The organism is Azospirillum thiophilum (assembly GCF_001305595.1).
GTDB classification, from domain to species: Bacteria; Pseudomonadota; Alphaproteobacteria; order Azospirillales; family Azospirillaceae; genus Azospirillum; species Azospirillum thiophilum.
Genome location: NZ_CP012406.1, coordinates 297501 through 312805 on the forward strand (window position 1 = coordinate 297501; position 15305 = coordinate 312805).

Annotated in this window: 11 protein-coding genes; 2 read left to right on the forward strand and 9 right to left on the reverse strand. The window is 67.9% G+C overall.

All coding sequences use genetic code 11. From position 1 onward, the window contains the following. Positions 1–21: 21 nt before the first annotated feature. On the reverse strand, positions 22–1764 hold the full coding sequence (locus AL072_RS29665; RefSeq protein WP_052710346.1) for a glycosyltransferase family 39 protein: 1743 nt from the start codon (positions 1762–1764) through the stop codon (positions 22–24). A 218-nt stretch (positions 1765–1982) separates the two neighbouring features. Here AL072_RS29665 and AL072_RS29670 point away from each other — a divergent pair, with 218 nt between their 5' ends. Together AL072_RS29670 and AL072_RS29675 are read left to right on the forward strand one after the other, a co-directional pair. Then, entirely contained in the window at positions 1983–3674 is a 1692-nt protein-coding gene (locus AL072_RS29670; protein WP_245637083.1) for a methyl-accepting chemotaxis protein, read from the forward strand. Positions 3675–3801: 127 nt separating this feature from the next. After that, a complete protein-coding gene (locus AL072_RS29675) occupies positions 3802–5427 on the forward strand; it encodes a 3-(methylthio)propionyl-CoA ligase (RefSeq protein ID WP_082109278.1) in 1626 nt (541 codons plus the stop codon). A 131-nt stretch (positions 5428–5558) separates the two neighbouring features. Here AL072_RS29675 and glpK read toward each other — a convergent pair whose 3' ends face one another. From glpK to glpD, 8 genes are all read right to left on the reverse strand, one after another. Beyond that, complete coding sequence (gene glpK, locus AL072_RS29680; protein ID WP_045585079.1) at positions 5559–7052, reverse strand: glycerol kinase GlpK; 1494 nt, start codon at positions 7050–7052, stop codon at positions 5559–5561. A gap of 227 nt (positions 7053–7279) precedes the next feature. Then, positions 7280–9055: an ABC transporter substrate-binding protein gene (locus tag AL072_RS29685; protein ID WP_045585080.1), complete on the reverse strand. Its 1776-nt coding sequence runs from the start codon at positions 9053–9055 to the stop codon at positions 7280–7282. Positions 9056–9147: 92 nt separating this feature from the next. Next, positions 9148–9426 carry a DUF2160 domain-containing protein gene (locus AL072_RS29690; RefSeq protein ID WP_200909985.1) on the reverse strand — a complete coding sequence of 93 codons (279 nt, stop codon included), beginning with the start codon at positions 9424–9426 and terminating at the stop codon, positions 9148–9150. A gap of 28 nt (positions 9427–9454) precedes the next feature. Next, positions 9455–10324 carry a carbohydrate ABC transporter permease gene (locus AL072_RS29695; RefSeq protein WP_200909986.1) on the reverse strand — a complete coding sequence of 290 codons (870 nt, stop codon included), beginning with the start codon at positions 10322–10324 and terminating at the stop codon, positions 9455–9457. Further along, the gene (locus AL072_RS29700; RefSeq protein ID WP_045585081.1) at positions 10321–11196 is read right to left on the reverse strand and encodes a carbohydrate ABC transporter permease; all 876 of its coding nucleotides are present in this window, start codon (positions 11194–11196) and stop codon (positions 10321–10323) included. The genes AL072_RS29695 and AL072_RS29700 overlap by 4 nt, the downstream gene beginning before the upstream one ends. A gap of 12 nt (positions 11197–11208) precedes the next feature. Beyond that, positions 11209–12297: an ABC transporter ATP-binding protein gene (locus AL072_RS29705; protein ID WP_045585082.1), complete on the reverse strand. Its 1089-nt coding sequence runs from the start codon at positions 12295–12297 to the stop codon at positions 11209–11211. Positions 12298–12310: 13 nt separating this feature from the next. Continuing rightward, positions 12311–13414 carry an ABC transporter ATP-binding protein gene (locus tag AL072_RS29710; protein ID WP_045585083.1) on the reverse strand — a complete coding sequence of 368 codons (1104 nt, stop codon included), beginning with the start codon at positions 13412–13414 and terminating at the stop codon, positions 12311–12313. Then, a complete protein-coding gene (gene glpD, locus AL072_RS29715) occupies positions 13411–15051 on the reverse strand; it encodes a glycerol-3-phosphate dehydrogenase (RefSeq protein ID WP_052710373.1) in 1641 nt (546 codons plus the stop codon). The genes AL072_RS29710 and glpD overlap by 4 nt, the downstream gene beginning before the upstream one ends. Positions 15052–15305 lie beyond the last annotated feature (254 nt).

Below are 15305 nucleotides of genomic sequence, written 5' to 3' on the forward strand. Positions count from 1 at the left end.
TCCCCACCGCAGCGGGCGGGCTCACCACCAGTGACGGTGCTGGCGCCCGGTGCGCAGCCGCGCCACCTCGACGGTCTCCGCCGGCTCCCCGGGATTGCGCAGATCCTGTTTGCGCAGATCCTTAACCACCGCCAGCAGGGCGCCGTCGCGCTCGACCTCCGCCACCGCCGGACCATTCATCAGCGTGTCGCAATCCTCCTGCGTCGGCGCGACGAAGAAATCGGCGCGCGTCCAGTCGGAAACCCAGCGCATGTTGGCCGGGGCCAGCTTCTCGAAGGCCAGCGGCTCGGCGCAGACGGCGACGCTGTAGGTGCGGTGACGATGGGTGCGCGCCTCTTCCGCCGCGATGACCTCCGACAGATCCTCGACCGCTTCGGGCAGGCTGTTGGCCCAGTAATCGACATCGTAGTTGCGCACCGCGCCAGCGACGCCGCCGACCAGCTCGTTGAAATAGACATATTCGTCGGGATGCAGCGATTCCAGCACAGCTGCCTCGCGGCCCAGGACCAGCGCCAGCGCCAGACCGGCCGGCACGGCCATCGACAGCCCGCGGCCGCTGCGCTGCGACACGCCGACCCTCCAATCGCCGCAGCGGCCGAGCAGCCGGTCCAGCCCGATGCCGCCCAGCACCGCCAGCGGTGGCAGCACGAACAGAAAATGGCGGATCGCGGTGTAGCCGGGCGCATGGGTAAGGGTGAACCAGGCGACCGGGAACAGCGCCGCCAGCGCCACCAGCCCATGACCGACGATCCGGGCCGTCCCGCCCTCCGCCGCCGGCCGGTCCCGGCGCAGGATTACGGGAAGCGTCAGCAGGCCCAGCGCCGCGGCGGCGAGCAGCACCAGCGGCAGCTTGATCCCGAGATACCAGGCCAGATAGCTGCGCGGCACCTCGTACATCCAATATTCGGTGCCGCCCAGCAGGGTGCGGATCGGATAGTGGAAGTGCGAGAAATCGGCCAGCGCCCGCAGCGGGTTCAGCGGCTCCAGCACCGACCAGGGCCAGAAGAGCGCCATCAGCCCATAGGCGACCGGCAGGGCCGGCAGCAGCCGCAGGGCACCGCGGCCCGCCTCGCGCAGCCTTGCGGCCGTGGCGCCCTCCGCGAGCCACCATCCGGCCAGCACCCATCCGGCCAGGGCGGCCACCGCATAGCCGGCGAGCAGCAGAGCCCCCACCCGGATGCCGAGCGCCAGCCCGGCAATGGCGCCGAAGCCCACCACCGTGCCAAGGCGGGGCTTCGGCATCTGCCCAGCCAGCCGCGCCAGCAACGCCACCGCGGCCATCATCAGCACGGCGAAGGGCACGTCCTTGGTGTGGTTGAACATGCCGCCGTACCAGGGGCCGCACAGCGCCAGCAGCAACCCGGCGAGGAGGCCGGCCCGCGGTCCGGCCAGCCGGCGCGCCAGCCCCCAGACCACCGCGATCCCGGCCACCCCGGTCAGCGCGCACAGCAGGTGCCGCGTCTCGTAGGGGTCGAAGGGCAGCAGCGGGGCAAGCGCCACCGCCGCCATGTCGAACAGCCCGCCATAGAGATAGAGGTTCTTGTAGGTGAAGGCCGACCCATCGGCGAAGCCGCTGCGATACCAGTCGATCAGCTTGGCACCGTAGACATGCTGCACCTCCTCGTCATTGGAGATGCCGTAATCCCGGAAGGTGACGGCAACCAGCACCAGCAGCGCCAGCAGGCCCAACCCGGCGGCAATGTCCCATGGATCGCAGCGAAGATCGCAGCGCAGCAGGCGCGAAACGCTGGTCTTTCCCCTCACGCCCACTCTCCCCGCGCCGATCTGCCAAGCCCGGGGCAGAAAGCATCCGGCACCGCCGCTTGTCATGTGAAATCTCTGCAATGGGCCGGCGGGAAGGCCGCGGCCGCCCGATGCCGTATGCGACACCGTGGCGCGCGTCCCTCGACAGGATTCGGTTCACTATTCGCGCGACAAACCCCTGAACTCCAAGGCGGACTTGATACGCTGGAAGGTGGTGGATGATGATCGGACAGTCTCTCTCGATCCGCGTGAAGTTGTCGATCCTGGTCGTGACGGCCAGCCTCGCCTGTCTGGCCATCGCCGGGGCCGGGCTTTACCTCAGCTACAACCGCATGTACCAGGACCGCGTCGACTCCCTGCGCTTCATGGTCGAGGCCGGGCACAACATGGCGGCGCATTTCGAGGGCGAGGCCGCGGCCGGACGCCTGTCGCGCGACGAAGCCCAGGCGCGCTTCAAGGACGCCTTCCTCGCCATCCGCTACGGCGGCGACGAGTATCTGTTCGCCCACACCTACGACAGCGTCGGCTTCGCCCATGTCAACACGGCGCTGATGGGCAAGGACGTGTCCGGCATCAAGGACGCCGCGGGCCAGCCGGTCATCCCGGCCCTGATCGGCATCATCCGGGCGCATGGCGAGGGCACCTATGCCTATGACTGGCCGCGCACCGTCGGCGGCAGCGAAACCGCGGTCAAGCTGGCCTATGTGAAGGGGTTCGAGCCATGGCGGATCCTGATCGGCACCGGCATCTTCATCGACGACCTGTGGGCCGAGTTCCTGTCGCAGCTCTGGACCCTGGTCGGCGTCATCGCGGCGCTGGCCCTGCCGGCCATCGTGCTGTTGACGCTGGTCGGCCACGACATCAGTGCCACCATCCGCTCGCTCGCCGGCCGCATGCGGGCGATGGCCGGCGGCGACCTCACCATCGCCTTCCCCGAAACCGGCCGCGGCGACGAGCTGGGCGACATGTGCCGGGCGACCCAGGTCTTCAAGGAGAACGCGTTGGCCCGGCAGCGGCTGGAGTCCGAACGGGCCGAACAGGCCCGCCGCGCCGACGAGGACAAGCACAGGGCCGTCGCCGACCTCGCCGACCGCTTCGAGCAGGCGGTCGGCGGCGTGATCCATGCCGTGGTCGAGGAAGCCGCCGGCATGGAAAGCCGGGTCAGCGACGTGACCCGCGCCGCCGACCAGACCGGCAGGCTGGCCGGCAACGTCGCCGCGACCACCGAGCAGACCTCCGCCAATGTCCAGACCGTGGCATCCGCGACCGAGCAGTTGACCAGCTCGATCGGCGAGATCAGCCGTCAGGTCGGCCAGTCCTCGCAGATCGCCCGCGAGGCGGTCGACATCGCCGAACGCGCCAACGACAAGGTCGGCGGCCTCGCACGCGGGGTCGGGCGCATCGGCGCGGTGGTCGAGCTGATCAACTCAATCGCCAGCCAGACCAACCTGCTTGCCCTGAACGCCACCATCGAGGCCGCAAGGGCGGGCGAGGCCGGACGCGGCTTCGCCGTGGTGGCGAGCGAGGTGAAGGCGCTGGCGACCCAGACCGCCAAGGCGACCGAGGACATCGCCGCCCAGGTCGCCGACATCCAGTCGATGACCGGCGAGGCCGTCGGGGAGTTGCAGGAGGTCGTCCGCGTCATCGGCCACATCAACGACGTCGCCACCTCCATCGCCTCGGCGGTCGAGCAGCAGGGGGCCGCGACCCGCGAGATCAGCCGCAACATCCAGCAGGCCGCCCAGGGCACCCAGACCGTTTCCGACAGCATCGGCGGCGTCAACGAAGCGGCCAGCCACAGCGGCAAGGTCGCCTACGAGGTCCTGACCTCCGTGCAGCAGCTGTCCAGCCATACCGAGGCGCTGGGCCGGGAGGTGAACCGCTTCCTGACCCAGGTGCGAACCGGTTGAGGATGCCGGGCCTCCGACGTCCACGTCAGTTTATTGACGTTGATTTCCCCCCTTCACCCATGGCGAAATCCCCGGGATCGCCTGCGCGCGGAAGGCGATGATAAGCAAACGAACGGGGAGTGAAACGATGCTGCGTGGAATGATGATGAACGAGCCGCTGCTGGTGACGTCGATCCTGCGTCACGCCGCGCTCTACCACGCCGACACCGAGATCGTGTCGCGCACCACCGAGGGGCCGATCCACCGCTACAGCTATGCCGACGCCTGGGTCCGCGCGCAGAAGCTGGCCAACGCGCTGGCGGCGCTGGGGATGACGCCGGGCGACCGCATCGGCACGCTGGCCTGGAACGGCTTCCGCCATCTGGAATGCTATTACGGCATCGGCGGCTCGGGCATGGTCTGCCACACCATCAACCCGCGCCTGTTCCCCGAACAGATCGCCTACATCGTCAACCACGCCGAAGACCGGCTGCTGTTCACCGACCTGACCTTCGTCCCGCTGCTGGAGGGAATCGCCCACGAGCTGACCGGGCTGAAGGGCATCGTCGTGATGACCGACGCCGCCAACATGCCGAATTCCAGCCTGCCCAACCTACTGTGCTACGAGGATCTGCTGGCCGCCCAGCCCGACGCCTTCGACTGGCCGCTGCTCGACGAGAACACCGCCTGCGGCATGTGCTACACCTCCGGCACCACCGGCAACCCGAAGGGTGTGCTGTACAGCCACCGCTCCGCCTATCTGCATGCCATGGCCGCCTGCATGCCCGACGTGTTCGGCCTGTCGGCGTCGGACGTGGTGCTGCCGGTGGTGCCGATGTTCCACGTCAATGCCTGGGGCACGCCCTATGCGGCACCGCTGGCCGGCGCCAAGCTGGTCTTCCCCGGCGGCAAGCTGGACGGCGCCAGCCTCTACGAGCTGTTCGAGGCGGAGAAGGTCACCAACACCGCCGGCGTGCCGACCGTCTGGCTGGCCCTGCTGAACTGGCTCGACGCCAACAAGAAGACGCTGACGACGATGCGCCGCATCGCCATCGGCGGTTCCGCCTGCCCGCCGGTGATGATCCAGCGCTTCCAGGAGATGGGGGTCGAGGTCCTGCATGCCTGGGGCATGACGGAAACCAGCCCGCTCGGCCTCGCCAACAGGCCGAAGGCCAAGCATGCCGGGCTGGATGCCGACGCCGCGCTGGCGCTCGCCTCCAAGCAGGGGCGGCCGATCTGCGGCGTGCAGTTCCGCGTGGTCGACGGCTCCGGCGCCGACGTGGCCCGCGACGGCACCAGCTTCGGCCGGCTGCTGGTGCGCGGCCCCACCGTCTGCTCCGGCTATTTCGGCGTGACCGAAAGCCCGGCGCACCAGACGGTTCCGGGCTGGTTCGAGACCGGCGACGTGGTGACGATGGACGCCGACGGCTATGTCCAGATCGTCGACCGCACCAAGGACGTCATCAAGTCGGGCGGCGAGTGGATCAGCTCCATCGACCTGGAGAACATCGCCGTCGGTCATCCGGCCGTCCAGGAGGCCGCCGCCGTCGCCGTGCCCGACGAGAAATGGGGCGAGCGCCCGGTGCTGGTCGTCGTCCGCAAACCCGGAGCCGAACTGACACGCGAGGAACTGCTGGCGGTCTTCGAGGGCAAGGTCGCCAAATGGTGCATCCCCGACGACGTGCGCTTCGTCGACGCCCTGCCCCACACCGCGACCGGCAAGCTGCTGAAGAGCGAGATCCGCCACATGCTGGCCGACCCGGCGGAAGGGTGAGGGGTTTGCCCCCTCCCTAACCCTCCCCCGCTCCCGCGGGAGAGGGGACTGCCGCCGCTTCGCAGAAGGCACCCTCTCCCTCGAAGAGGGGGAGAGTCGGGGAGGGGGCAAGCCGCGTCAGCCCAAAAGGCTCAGCGCGGCGACCGCACCCGCGCCACCGCGTCGCGCCAGCCCTCATAGAGGCGGTCGCGCCTGCCCTGCTCCATGCGCGGCTCGAAGCGGCGCTCGCTGCGCCAGGCGTCGGACACCGCGCCCAGCCCGTCGAACACGCCCACCCGCAGGGCCGCGAGGCTGGCGGCGCCCAGCGCCGTGGTCTCGATCACCTTCGGGCGTTCGACCGGCATCGCCAGCAGGTCGGCCAGGAACTGGCAAAGCCAGTCGTTGGCGGCCATGCCGCCGTCGACGCGCAGCGCGTTGATGGTGCCGCCCCAATCGCCGGCCATCGCCTCCATCAGGTCGCGGGTCTGGTAGGCCACCGCCTCCAGCGCGGCGCGGGCGATGTGGGCGGGGCCGACGTCCAGCGTCATGCCGAAGATCGCGGCGCGGGCGTCCGAATCCCAGTGCGGCGCGCCCAGGCCCACGAAGGCCGGGACGAAATAGACGCCGTGGCTGTCGGGCACGCGGGTCGCCATGTCGTCGGTCTGGCTGGCGTGGGTGATGATGCCGATGCCGTCGCGCAGCCATTTGATCGCCGCACCCGCCACGAAGATCGAGCCTTCCTGCGCATAGGCTGTCTTGCCGTTCAGACGGTAAGCGACGGTGGTCAGCAGCCGGTTCTTCGACACCACCGGCGTCTCCCCGGTGTTGATCAGCGCAAAGCAGCCGGTGCCGTAGGTCGATTTCGCCATGCCCGGCGTCAGGCAGGCCTGCCCGAAGGCCGCCGCCTGCTGGTCGCCCGCCACGCCGGCGATCGGGATCGGCCGGCCGAGCAACTCGGGCTCGGTGGCGCCGAAATCGTCGGCACTGTCCAGCACCCGGGGCAGCATGGCGCGCGGCACGCGGAACAGCGCCAGCAGCTCGTCATCCCAATCCTGGACATGGATGTCGAACAGCATGGTGCGGGACGCGTTGGTTGCGTCGGTGGCATGCACCCGGCGGCCGGTGAGATGGTAGATCAGGAAACTGTCGATGGTGCCGAAGCACAGCTCGCCCCGCTCGGCCCGCGCGCGGGCACCCGGCACATGGTCGAGGATCCAGGCGATCTTGGTGGCGGAGAAATAGGCGTCGATCAACAGGCCGGTCTTCGCACGGACCGTCTCGGCATGGCCGGACGCCACCAGATCTTGGCAGAGCGCGGCGGTGCGGCGGTCCTGCCAGACGATGGCGCGGTGGATCGGCTCGCCGGTGGCGCGGTCCCACACCACCGCGGTCTCGCGCTGGTTGGTGATCCCGATGGCGGCGATGGCGGCGGCATCGATCCCGGCCTTCTCCACCGCCTCGCGCGCCACGGTGCGGACATCGCGCAGGATGTCGGCCGGGTCATGCTCGACCCAGCCGTCGCCGGGATAATGCTGCGGAAACTCGCGGCGCGCCTCGGCCAGCGGCCGTCCCCGGCCATCGAACAGGATCGCCCGCGACGAGGTGGTGCCCTGGTCGATGGCGAGGATATGGCCGGCCTTGCTCATGGAAGCGTTCCCCCGTGATTCTTGTGTGCAACCCCCTCTCCCCGCTTACGGCGGACCCATGGTCCGCCTGCCGCGTCAGGGCAAACTTCGTTTGCGCGTGAGCAGGGGGGAGAGGGGATTTAAGGCGGTCGATAAAAAAAGGGGCGGCAGTCGTTCAATAGAATGGCCGCCGCCCCAGGGTCGCCTCCGGCACAACCAGGACAGATACCGAAGGCAGAGCCCGTCGGTTACTGCGCCCGGCCTTCCTTCCAGGCCTTCAGCAGGTCGTCATAGGCGATGGTCTGGCCCTTGGGCTTCTCGTTGTCGAGCTTGGCCTTCGGGGCGCCGGGGGCGGCGAACCATTCCTTGGCGTCCTTCTTCGGGTTCAGCTTGGGCGCGCAGTCGCCGCCGATGTTGGCGCGCTCCATGCGGGCCAGCACCTGCTCCATCTGCTCGGCAAGGTTGTCCATCGCCTGCTGCGGGGTGCGCTCGCCGGTGACGGCCTCGGCGATGTTCTGCCACCACAGCGGCGCCAGCTTCGGATAGTCCGGCACGTTGGTGCCGGTCGGCGACCACGCCACGCGGGCCGGGCTGCGGTAGAACTCGACCAGACCGCCGAGCTTGGGCGCCGCCGCCGTCATCGGCTCCGACTTGATGTCGCTTTCGCGGATCGGGGTCAGGCCGACCAGCGTCTTCTTCAGCGACGCGGTCTTCGACACGGTGAACTGGGCGTAGAGCCATGCCGCCTTGCGGCGCTCGGCCGGCGTGGATTTCAGCAGGGTCCAGGATCCGACATCCTGGTAGCCGAGCTTCATGCCCTGTTCCCAATAGGGACCGTGCGGCGAAGGGGCCATGCGCCATTTCGGCGTGCCGTCGGCGTTGACCACCGGCAGGCCGGGCTTGGTCATGTCGGCGGTGAAGGCGGTGTACCAGAAGATCTGCTGCGCGACCGCACCTTGCGCCGGCACCGGGCCGGATTCGGAGAAGGTCATGCCGGCGGCTTCCGGCGGGGCGTATTTCTTCAGCCAGTCGATGTACTTGACCAGCGAATAGACCGCCGCCGGGCCGTTGGTGTCGCCGCCACGCGCGACGGACGCGCCGGCCGGGCGGCAGCCCTCGACGCGGATGCCCCATTCGTCGACCGGCTTGCCGTTGGGCAGGCCCTTGTCGCCGGCGCCGGCCATCGACAGCCACGCGTCGGTGAAGCGCCAGCCGAGCGACGGGTCCTTCTTGCCGTAATCCATGTGGCCGTAGACGCGGACGCCGTCGATCTCCTTCACGTCGTTGGTGAAGAACTCGGCGATGTCCTCATAGGCCGACCAGTCGAGCGGCACGCCGAGATCATAGCCGTACTTGGCCTTGAACTTCTCCTTCAGGTCCGGGCGGGCGAACCAGTCGGCACGGAACCAGTAGAGATTGGCGAACTGCTGGTCGGGCAGCTGGTAGAGCTTGCCGTCCGGGCCGGTGGTGAAGCTGGTGCCGATGAAGTCCTTGACGTCCAGCGTCGGCAGGGTGACGTCCTTGCCCTCGCCGCTCATGAAGTCGGACAGCGCGACCGCCTGCCCATAGCGGACATGGGTGCCGATCAGGTCGCTGTCGTTGACATAGGCATCGTAGACGTTGCGGCCAGACTGCATCTGGGTCTGCAGCTTCTCGATGACGTCGCCTTCCTGGATCAGGTCGTGCTTGAGCTTGATCCCGGTCAGCTCGCTGAACAGCTTGGCCAGAGTCTTCGATTCATATTCGTGCGTGGTCAGCGTTTCGGAGACGACGTTGATCTCCATGCCCTTGAAGGGCTCGGCCGCCTTCACGAACCATTCCAGCTCCTTCATCTGCTCGTCCTTGGACAGCGTGGAGGGCTGGAGCTCCTCGACGATGCGCTTGGCGACGGCCTCCTGTTCGGGGGTCAGCGCCGCGGCTGGCGCAGCCGAGGCCATCGCCAGCAGGACGCCGATGCCGCCGGCCATCACGGCGCCGGTCAGGCGGCTGCGCAAGGGGCGATGCAGAGACGTGTTCTTGAGCATGATTCCTCCCATTTGATCGTCCTGGTTTCAGGTTTGACGTTTCGTATGACCAGACTTGCGGAAAACAGACCCGCTTTTCCCGTCCCCCCTTCTCAGCCGAAGCGGATGACGGCCGCGACCCACAGCAGCGAGACCGCGGAGGCGCCCCACAGCGACAGGTCGGTCGCGGCGAGCCAGCCCAGATGAAGGAAGGCACTGCCGAGCAGGCCGATGAACAGGCGGTCGCCGCGGGTGGTGCGCATCGGCAGGAAGCCCTTGGCCTCCACCGTCGGCGACACCAGCTCCCACACCGTCATGCCGGCCAGCATCAGGGCGATGCAGACGAAGAAGATTGCGGTCGGCGCGGTCCACGCCATCCAGTCCAGATCCATGACGGCGATCCTCCTCAAACGCGGCCGGTCAGACGCGACCGAGCGCGAAACCCTTGGCGATGTAGTTGCGGACGAACCAGATCACGAGCGCGCCCGGCAGGATGGTCAGCACCCCGGCGGCGGCCAGCAGGCCCCAATCCATGCCCGACGCGCTGACGGTGCGGGTCATGGTGGCGGCGATCGGCTTGGCGTCGACGGAGGTCAGCGTGCGGGCCAGCAGCAGCTCGACCCAGCTGAACATGAAGCAGAAGAAGGCGGTGACGCCGATGCCGGCGCGGATCATCGGCATGAAGACGGTGGTGAAGAAGCGCGGGAAGCTGTAGCCGTCGATGTAGGCCATCTCGTCGATCTCGCGCGGCACGCCCGACATGAAGCCTTCCAGGATCCAGACCGCCAGCGGCACGTTGAACAGGCAGTGGGCCAGCGCCACCGCGATGTGGGTGTCGAACAGCCCGACCGTCTGGTAGAGCTGGAAGAAGGGCAGCAGGAACACGGCCGGCGGCGCCATCTTGTTGGTCAGCAGCCAGAAGAACACATGCTTGTCGCCGATGAAGCGGTAGCGCGAGAAGGCATAGGCCGCCGGCAGCGCCGCCGACAGCGAGATGATGGTGTTCAGCGTCACATAATAGATCGAGTTGATGTAGCCGCTGTACCAGCTGGGATCGGTGAAGATGACGATGTAGTTCCGCAGCGTCGGCGTATGCGGGTACAGCGTCAGCCCCGACAGGATTTCCTCGTTCGTCTTGAAGGACATGTTGACCATCCAGTAGATGGGCAGCATGAGGAAGACGATGTAGCAGACCAGGACCACCGTCCTGCCCGACACCCGCGCCGAGGAGCGGCGGATGTTGGCCGGCGCCGCCAGCGAACCGGGAGCGAGAACCGCGGCCTTGCTCATTTTCTCTCTCCTTCGCCGGTGCGGGTGATGATGGTGTAGAAGACGAAGCTGAACAGCAGAACGATCAGGAAATAGACGATCGAGAAGGCCGCGGCCTTGCCGATGTCGAACTGCCCCACCGCCATCTGCGTCAGATACTGGCTGAGGAAGGTGGTTGAGTTGCCCGGGCCGCCGCCGGTCAGCACGAAGGGCTCGGTGTAGATCATGAAGCTATCCATGAAGCGCAGCAGCACCGCGATGATCAGGACGCCACGCATCTTCGGCAGCTGGATGAAGCGGAACACCGCCCATTTCGACGCGCCGTCGATCTTGGCCGCCTGATAGAAGGCCGGCGGGATCGATTGCAGCCCGGCATAGCACAGCAGCGCGACCAGGCTGGTCCAGTGCCAGACATCCATCACCAGCACGGTCAGCCAGGCATGGGCCGAGTTGCTGGTGTAGTTGTAGTCGATGCCAAGGGCGCGGAAGGTGGCGCCCAGGAGGCCGATGTCGCCGCGCCCGAAGATCTGCCAGATGGTGCCGACGACGTTGAACGGGATCAGCAGCGGCAGCGCCAGCAGCACCAGCGTCAGCGAGGTCTTTGCGCTGCGCCCGCCCGGCATGCCGAGTGCGATCAGGATGCCCAGCGGAATCTCGATCAGCAGTACCGCCAGCGAATAGATGATCTGGCGGACCAGCGCGTCATGCAGCCGCTCGTCGGCCAGCACATTCTCGAACCATTCGGTGCCGACGAAGAAGGTCTGGCCGGGGCCGAAGATCTCCTGCACCGAATAATTGACCACCGTCATCAGCGGCACCACGGCGCTGAAGGCGACGATGACGAAGACCGGGATGATCAGGAACCAAGCCCGGTTGTCCTGGACCTTATCCATGGCGATGGTTCCTCAATTGACCAGATGGCTGTCGCGGTAGAGCTTGGTCCAGCGGCCGGGGAAGCGGACGGCAGCGTCGAGCGCCGGGATTTCCTGCTCCTCGTTCAGCCGGATCTTCAGCGTCTGGCTGCCCATCCGCAGGGTGGCTAGCCGGGAGGTGCCGAGATCGTCGACGCCGGTCACCTGCACCGGGATGGCCCCGGCGCTGCCGCTGCGGGTCAGCTCCAGGAATTCCGGCCGGATGCCCAGCTCGAACCTGCCCCCCACCATGCCCCCTGCCGCCGCCATGGCCCCGGTGCCCAGCGGGATGGCGATGCCCTCGACCAGCGCATGGTCGCCGCCCAGCGTGCAGGGCATCAGGTTGATGCCGGGACTGCCGATGAAGTAGCCGACGAAGGTGTGCAGCGGATTCTCGAACAGCTCCTGCGGGGTGCCGAGCTGGACCATGGCGCCCTCATACATCACCGCGACCTTGTCGGCGAAGGTCAGCGCCTCCACCTGGTCGTGGGTCACATAGATCATGGTCAGGCGGTATTCCTCGTGGATCTGGCGCAGCTTGCGGCGCAGGATCCATTTGGTGTGCGGGTCGATGACGGTCAGCGGCTCGTCGAACAGGATCGCCGCAACATCCGAGCGCACCAGCCCGCGCCCCATCGAGATCTTCTGCTTGGCGTCCGGCGTCAGCCGCTGGGCCCGCTTCTTCAGATCGGCGGTCAGATCCAGCGCCTCGGCCACCTGCCGGACGCGGCGGTCGACGTCCGCCGCCGGAACCTTGCGGTTGCGCAGCGGGAAGGCGAGATTCTCATACACCGTCATGGTGTCGTAGATGACCGGAAACTGGAACACCTGGGCGATGTTGCGCTCTTCCGGCGTGCAGCGGGTGACGTCGAGCCCGTCGAACAGCACCCGCCCCTCGCTGGGAACCAGCAGGCCGGAGATGATGTTCAGCAGCGTGGACTTGCCGCAGCCCGACGGCCCCAGCAGCGCATAGGCCTTGCCGTCCTCCCACTCCTGCGACAGGCGGCGCAGCGCGTAATCCTCCGGCCTGGACGGGTGCGGGTGGTAGGAATGGCCGAGATTGTCGAATTGGATGGTCGCCATTGCTCCCGCCCCCTCACGCGATGTTGCGCAGCGCGCTGCGCCGCCAGTTGGGTGCCGCCACCAGCTTGCCCGCGGTGGAGAAGACGAAGATGCGGTCTGGATCGGCATAGACCTGGATCTCGCTGCCGATCGGGTGGCTGTGCACCCCCTCCTCGCGCGCGATCAGGGTGGTGCCGCCGTGGCGCAGATGGATGAAGGTCTCCGACCCGCTGATCTCCGACAGCGCGACCCGGCCCTTGATCGGCACCAGCCGCTCGCTCCGCCGCAGCACCGTCAGGTGGTTGGCGCGGATGCCGACGCGGCAGGGACCGGCCGGCAGGTTGCGGTCGTGGGCCGACAGCGGCAGGCTGGTGCCGTCGGTCAGCGCCACCCGGTCGTTGGTCAGGATGGCGTCCACCACATTCATCGGCGGATCGCTGAACACCTCGGCGCATTCCAGCGAGGCCGGGGCGTGGAACACCTCGCCGGTCGGGCCGCTCTGCAGCATCCGCCCCTCATGCAGCACCGTGACGGCGCCGCCGAGGACCAGCGCCTCCTGCGGTTCGGTGGTGGCATAGACGACGGTGGTGCGGCCGTCGGCGAAGATCTCGCGCAGTTCGGCGCGCAGTTCCTCGCGCAGCTTGTAGTCCAGGTTGACCAGCGGTTCGTCGAGCAGCAGCAGGCCGGCACCCTTCACCAGGGCACGGGCGATGGCGCAGCGCTGCTGCTGGCCGCCCGACAGCTCGGCCGGCAGCCGTTGCAGGTAGGGCTCGATCCGCAGCATCGCGGCGGTGCGGCGCACCTTGGCGTCGATCTCCGCCCGGTCCTTGCCCTGGCGGCGCAGCGGCGAGGCGATGTTCTCGTACACCGTCATCGCCGGGTAGTTGATGAACTGCTGGTAGACCATCGCAACGTCGCGGTGGCGCACCGACTTGCCGGTGACGTCCGTGCCGTTCTCCAGCACGCGGCCGGCAGTGGGCGCGTCGAGCCCGGCCATCAGCCGCATCAGCGTCGTCTTGCCGGCCAGGGTGCGGCCGAGCAGGACGTTGAAGCTGCCGGGTTGCAACTCCAGCGACAGCGGGTGGAGATGCTGGTCCGCGCCGACGCGCTTGGCCACGCCTTCCAATGTGAGTGTCACCGCAGTCCTCCCATCGACCGGCCCTTTTCCAACTTCAGGCCCGCGGGATCGTCCCCGGCCCCCTGGTTGGTCGCCCCCCGGTTGGTCGTTCCATCGCGCCGCCGGTCGAACCAGTCGGCGATTGCGTCCCGGACGGTCGCATCCAGGTGCAGCCCCAGCTTGGAGCGCCGCCACAGGAAATCGTCGCCGGTCATGGCGAATTCCTCCCGCGCCGCATAATCGAGTTCGGCCTCGTACACGCCGCCGCCGAAATCGGTGCCGAGCCCGTCCAGTCCGCGGGCGTCGCCGAGCAGCCGCTCGACCCGCGTGCCGTAGGCCCGCGCCAGCCGCAGCGCCAGCGCATCGGGAAGCCAGGGCCGGCCGCGCTTCAACCGCGCCAGGAAGGCGGCGAAGTCCGCATCCGCGATGTCGCCGCCGGGCAGCGGAGAGTCGGCGGTCCAGGTGGCGCCACCCTTGCCCAATGCCCGACCCAGCTTCTCGGTCGCCTCCTCGGCCAGCCGGCGGAAGGTGGTGATCTTGCCGCCGAAGATCGACAGCATCGGCGCCTCGCCGGCCGGCTCGTCCATCTCCAGCACATAGTCGCGGGTGACGGCCGACGCGTTGCCGCTGGCGTCGTCGAACAGCGGGCGGACGCCGCTGTAGGTCCACACCACGTCGCTCTCGCGCACCGGCTTGGCGAAATAGCGCGACACCGCCCGGCACAGATAGGCGATCTCCTCGCCGCTGATCGCCACCGCGCCGGGGTCGCCGGCATAATCGAGGTCGGTGGTGCCGATCAGGGTGAAATCGCGCTCGTAGGGGATGGCGAAGACGATGCGGCGGTCGTCGTTCTGGAAGATGTAGGCATGGTCGCCGTCGAACATCCGCGGCACGACGATGTGGCTGCCCTTCACCAGCCGGACCGACTTGTCGACGGTCACGCCGGTCCGCTTGGCGATCATTTCGCGCACCCAGGGGCCGGCGGCGTTCACCAGCGCGCGGGCGAGCACGGTTCGCCGCGCCCCGCTTTCGCAGTCGACCAGCGTCGCCTCCCACAGCCCGTCGCGGCGCACGGCGCTCTCGCAGCGGGTGCGGGTCAGGATTTCCGCCCCGCGCTCCTTCGCATCCATCGCGTTCAGCACGACCAGCCGGCTGTCCTCGACCCAGCAGTCGGAATATTCGAAGGCCCTGGTGAAGCCGCCCGACAGCGGCCGGCCGGCCGGGGAGCTGGTCAGGTCGACGCCGTGCGACCCCGGCAGCAGCTTGCGTTTTCCAAGATGATCGTAAAGGAACAGCCCGATGCGCACCATCCAGGCCGGGCGCATGCTGCTGTCGTGCGGCAGGACGAAGCGCATCGGCCAGATGATGTGCGGAGCGGCCCGCAACAGGACCTCGCGTTCCTGCAGCGCCTCGCGCACCAGCCGGAATTCGTAATATTCGAGATAGCGCAGGCCGCCATGGATCAGCTTGGTGCTGGCCGACGAGGTGGCACCCGCAAGGTCGCCTTGTTCGCACAGCACCACCGACATGCCGCGGCCAACCGCATCGCGGGCGATCCCGGCGCCGTTCACGCCGCCGCCGACGACCAGGAGGTCGGCCAGCATCGGACCGTCCGCACCCGTCCGGGCGTCCGTTCCTGCCGGGCTTGCGTTTGCCATGAGTTCCTCTCCGTACCGCGCCGGTTCCTTGCGAACCCGGCCGCTTTCGTTTTGGAACATACGATGTTCGTTTCCGCCTGAAAAGGAAAATGTTTGTTCAGCGGACGGTGTTTCCAGGCTACGCCGGTTCGGGGGCTTTGGCTATGGGGAATGCGAGTGATGGACGGCATGGTCGTTCGCGGCCGGCACACATGCTTTCGCTAACGAATACGCTTGTCCAACAAACAATATTGACTATACGGTATCTGCCGGCG

Coding starts and splice junctions, on each gene's coding strand:
- glpK (WP_045585079.1), bottom strand. CDS start 7,052: ATGAGCAAGGCCGGCCATATCCTCGCCATCGACCAGGGCACCACCTCG.
- AL072_RS29690 (WP_200909985.1), bottom strand. CDS start 9,426: ATGGATCTGGACTGGATGGCGTGGACCGCGCCGACCGCAATCTTCTTC.
- AL072_RS29700 (WP_045585081.1), bottom strand. CDS start 11,196: ATGGATAAGGTCCAGGACAACCGGGCTTGGTTCCTGATCATCCCGGTC.
- AL072_RS29675 (WP_082109278.1), top strand. CDS start 3,802: ATGCTGCGTGGAATGATGATGAACGAGCCGCTGCTGGTGACGTCGATC.
- glpD (WP_052710373.1), bottom strand. CDS start 15,051: ATGGCAAACGCAAGCCCGGCAGGAACGGACGCCCGGACGGGTGCGGAC.
- AL072_RS29695 (WP_200909986.1), bottom strand. CDS start 10,324: ATGAGCAAGGCCGCGGTTCTCGCTCCCGGTTCGCTGGCGGCGCCGGCC.
- AL072_RS29685 (WP_045585080.1), bottom strand. CDS start 9,055: ATGCTCAAGAACACGTCTCTGCATCGCCCCTTGCGCAGCCGCCTGACC.
- AL072_RS29705 (WP_045585082.1), bottom strand. CDS start 12,297: ATGGCGACCATCCAATTCGACAATCTCGGCCATTCCTACCACCCGCAC.
- AL072_RS29670 (WP_245637083.1), top strand. CDS start 1,983: ATGATGATCGGACAGTCTCTCTCGATCCGCGTGAAGTTGTCGATCCTG.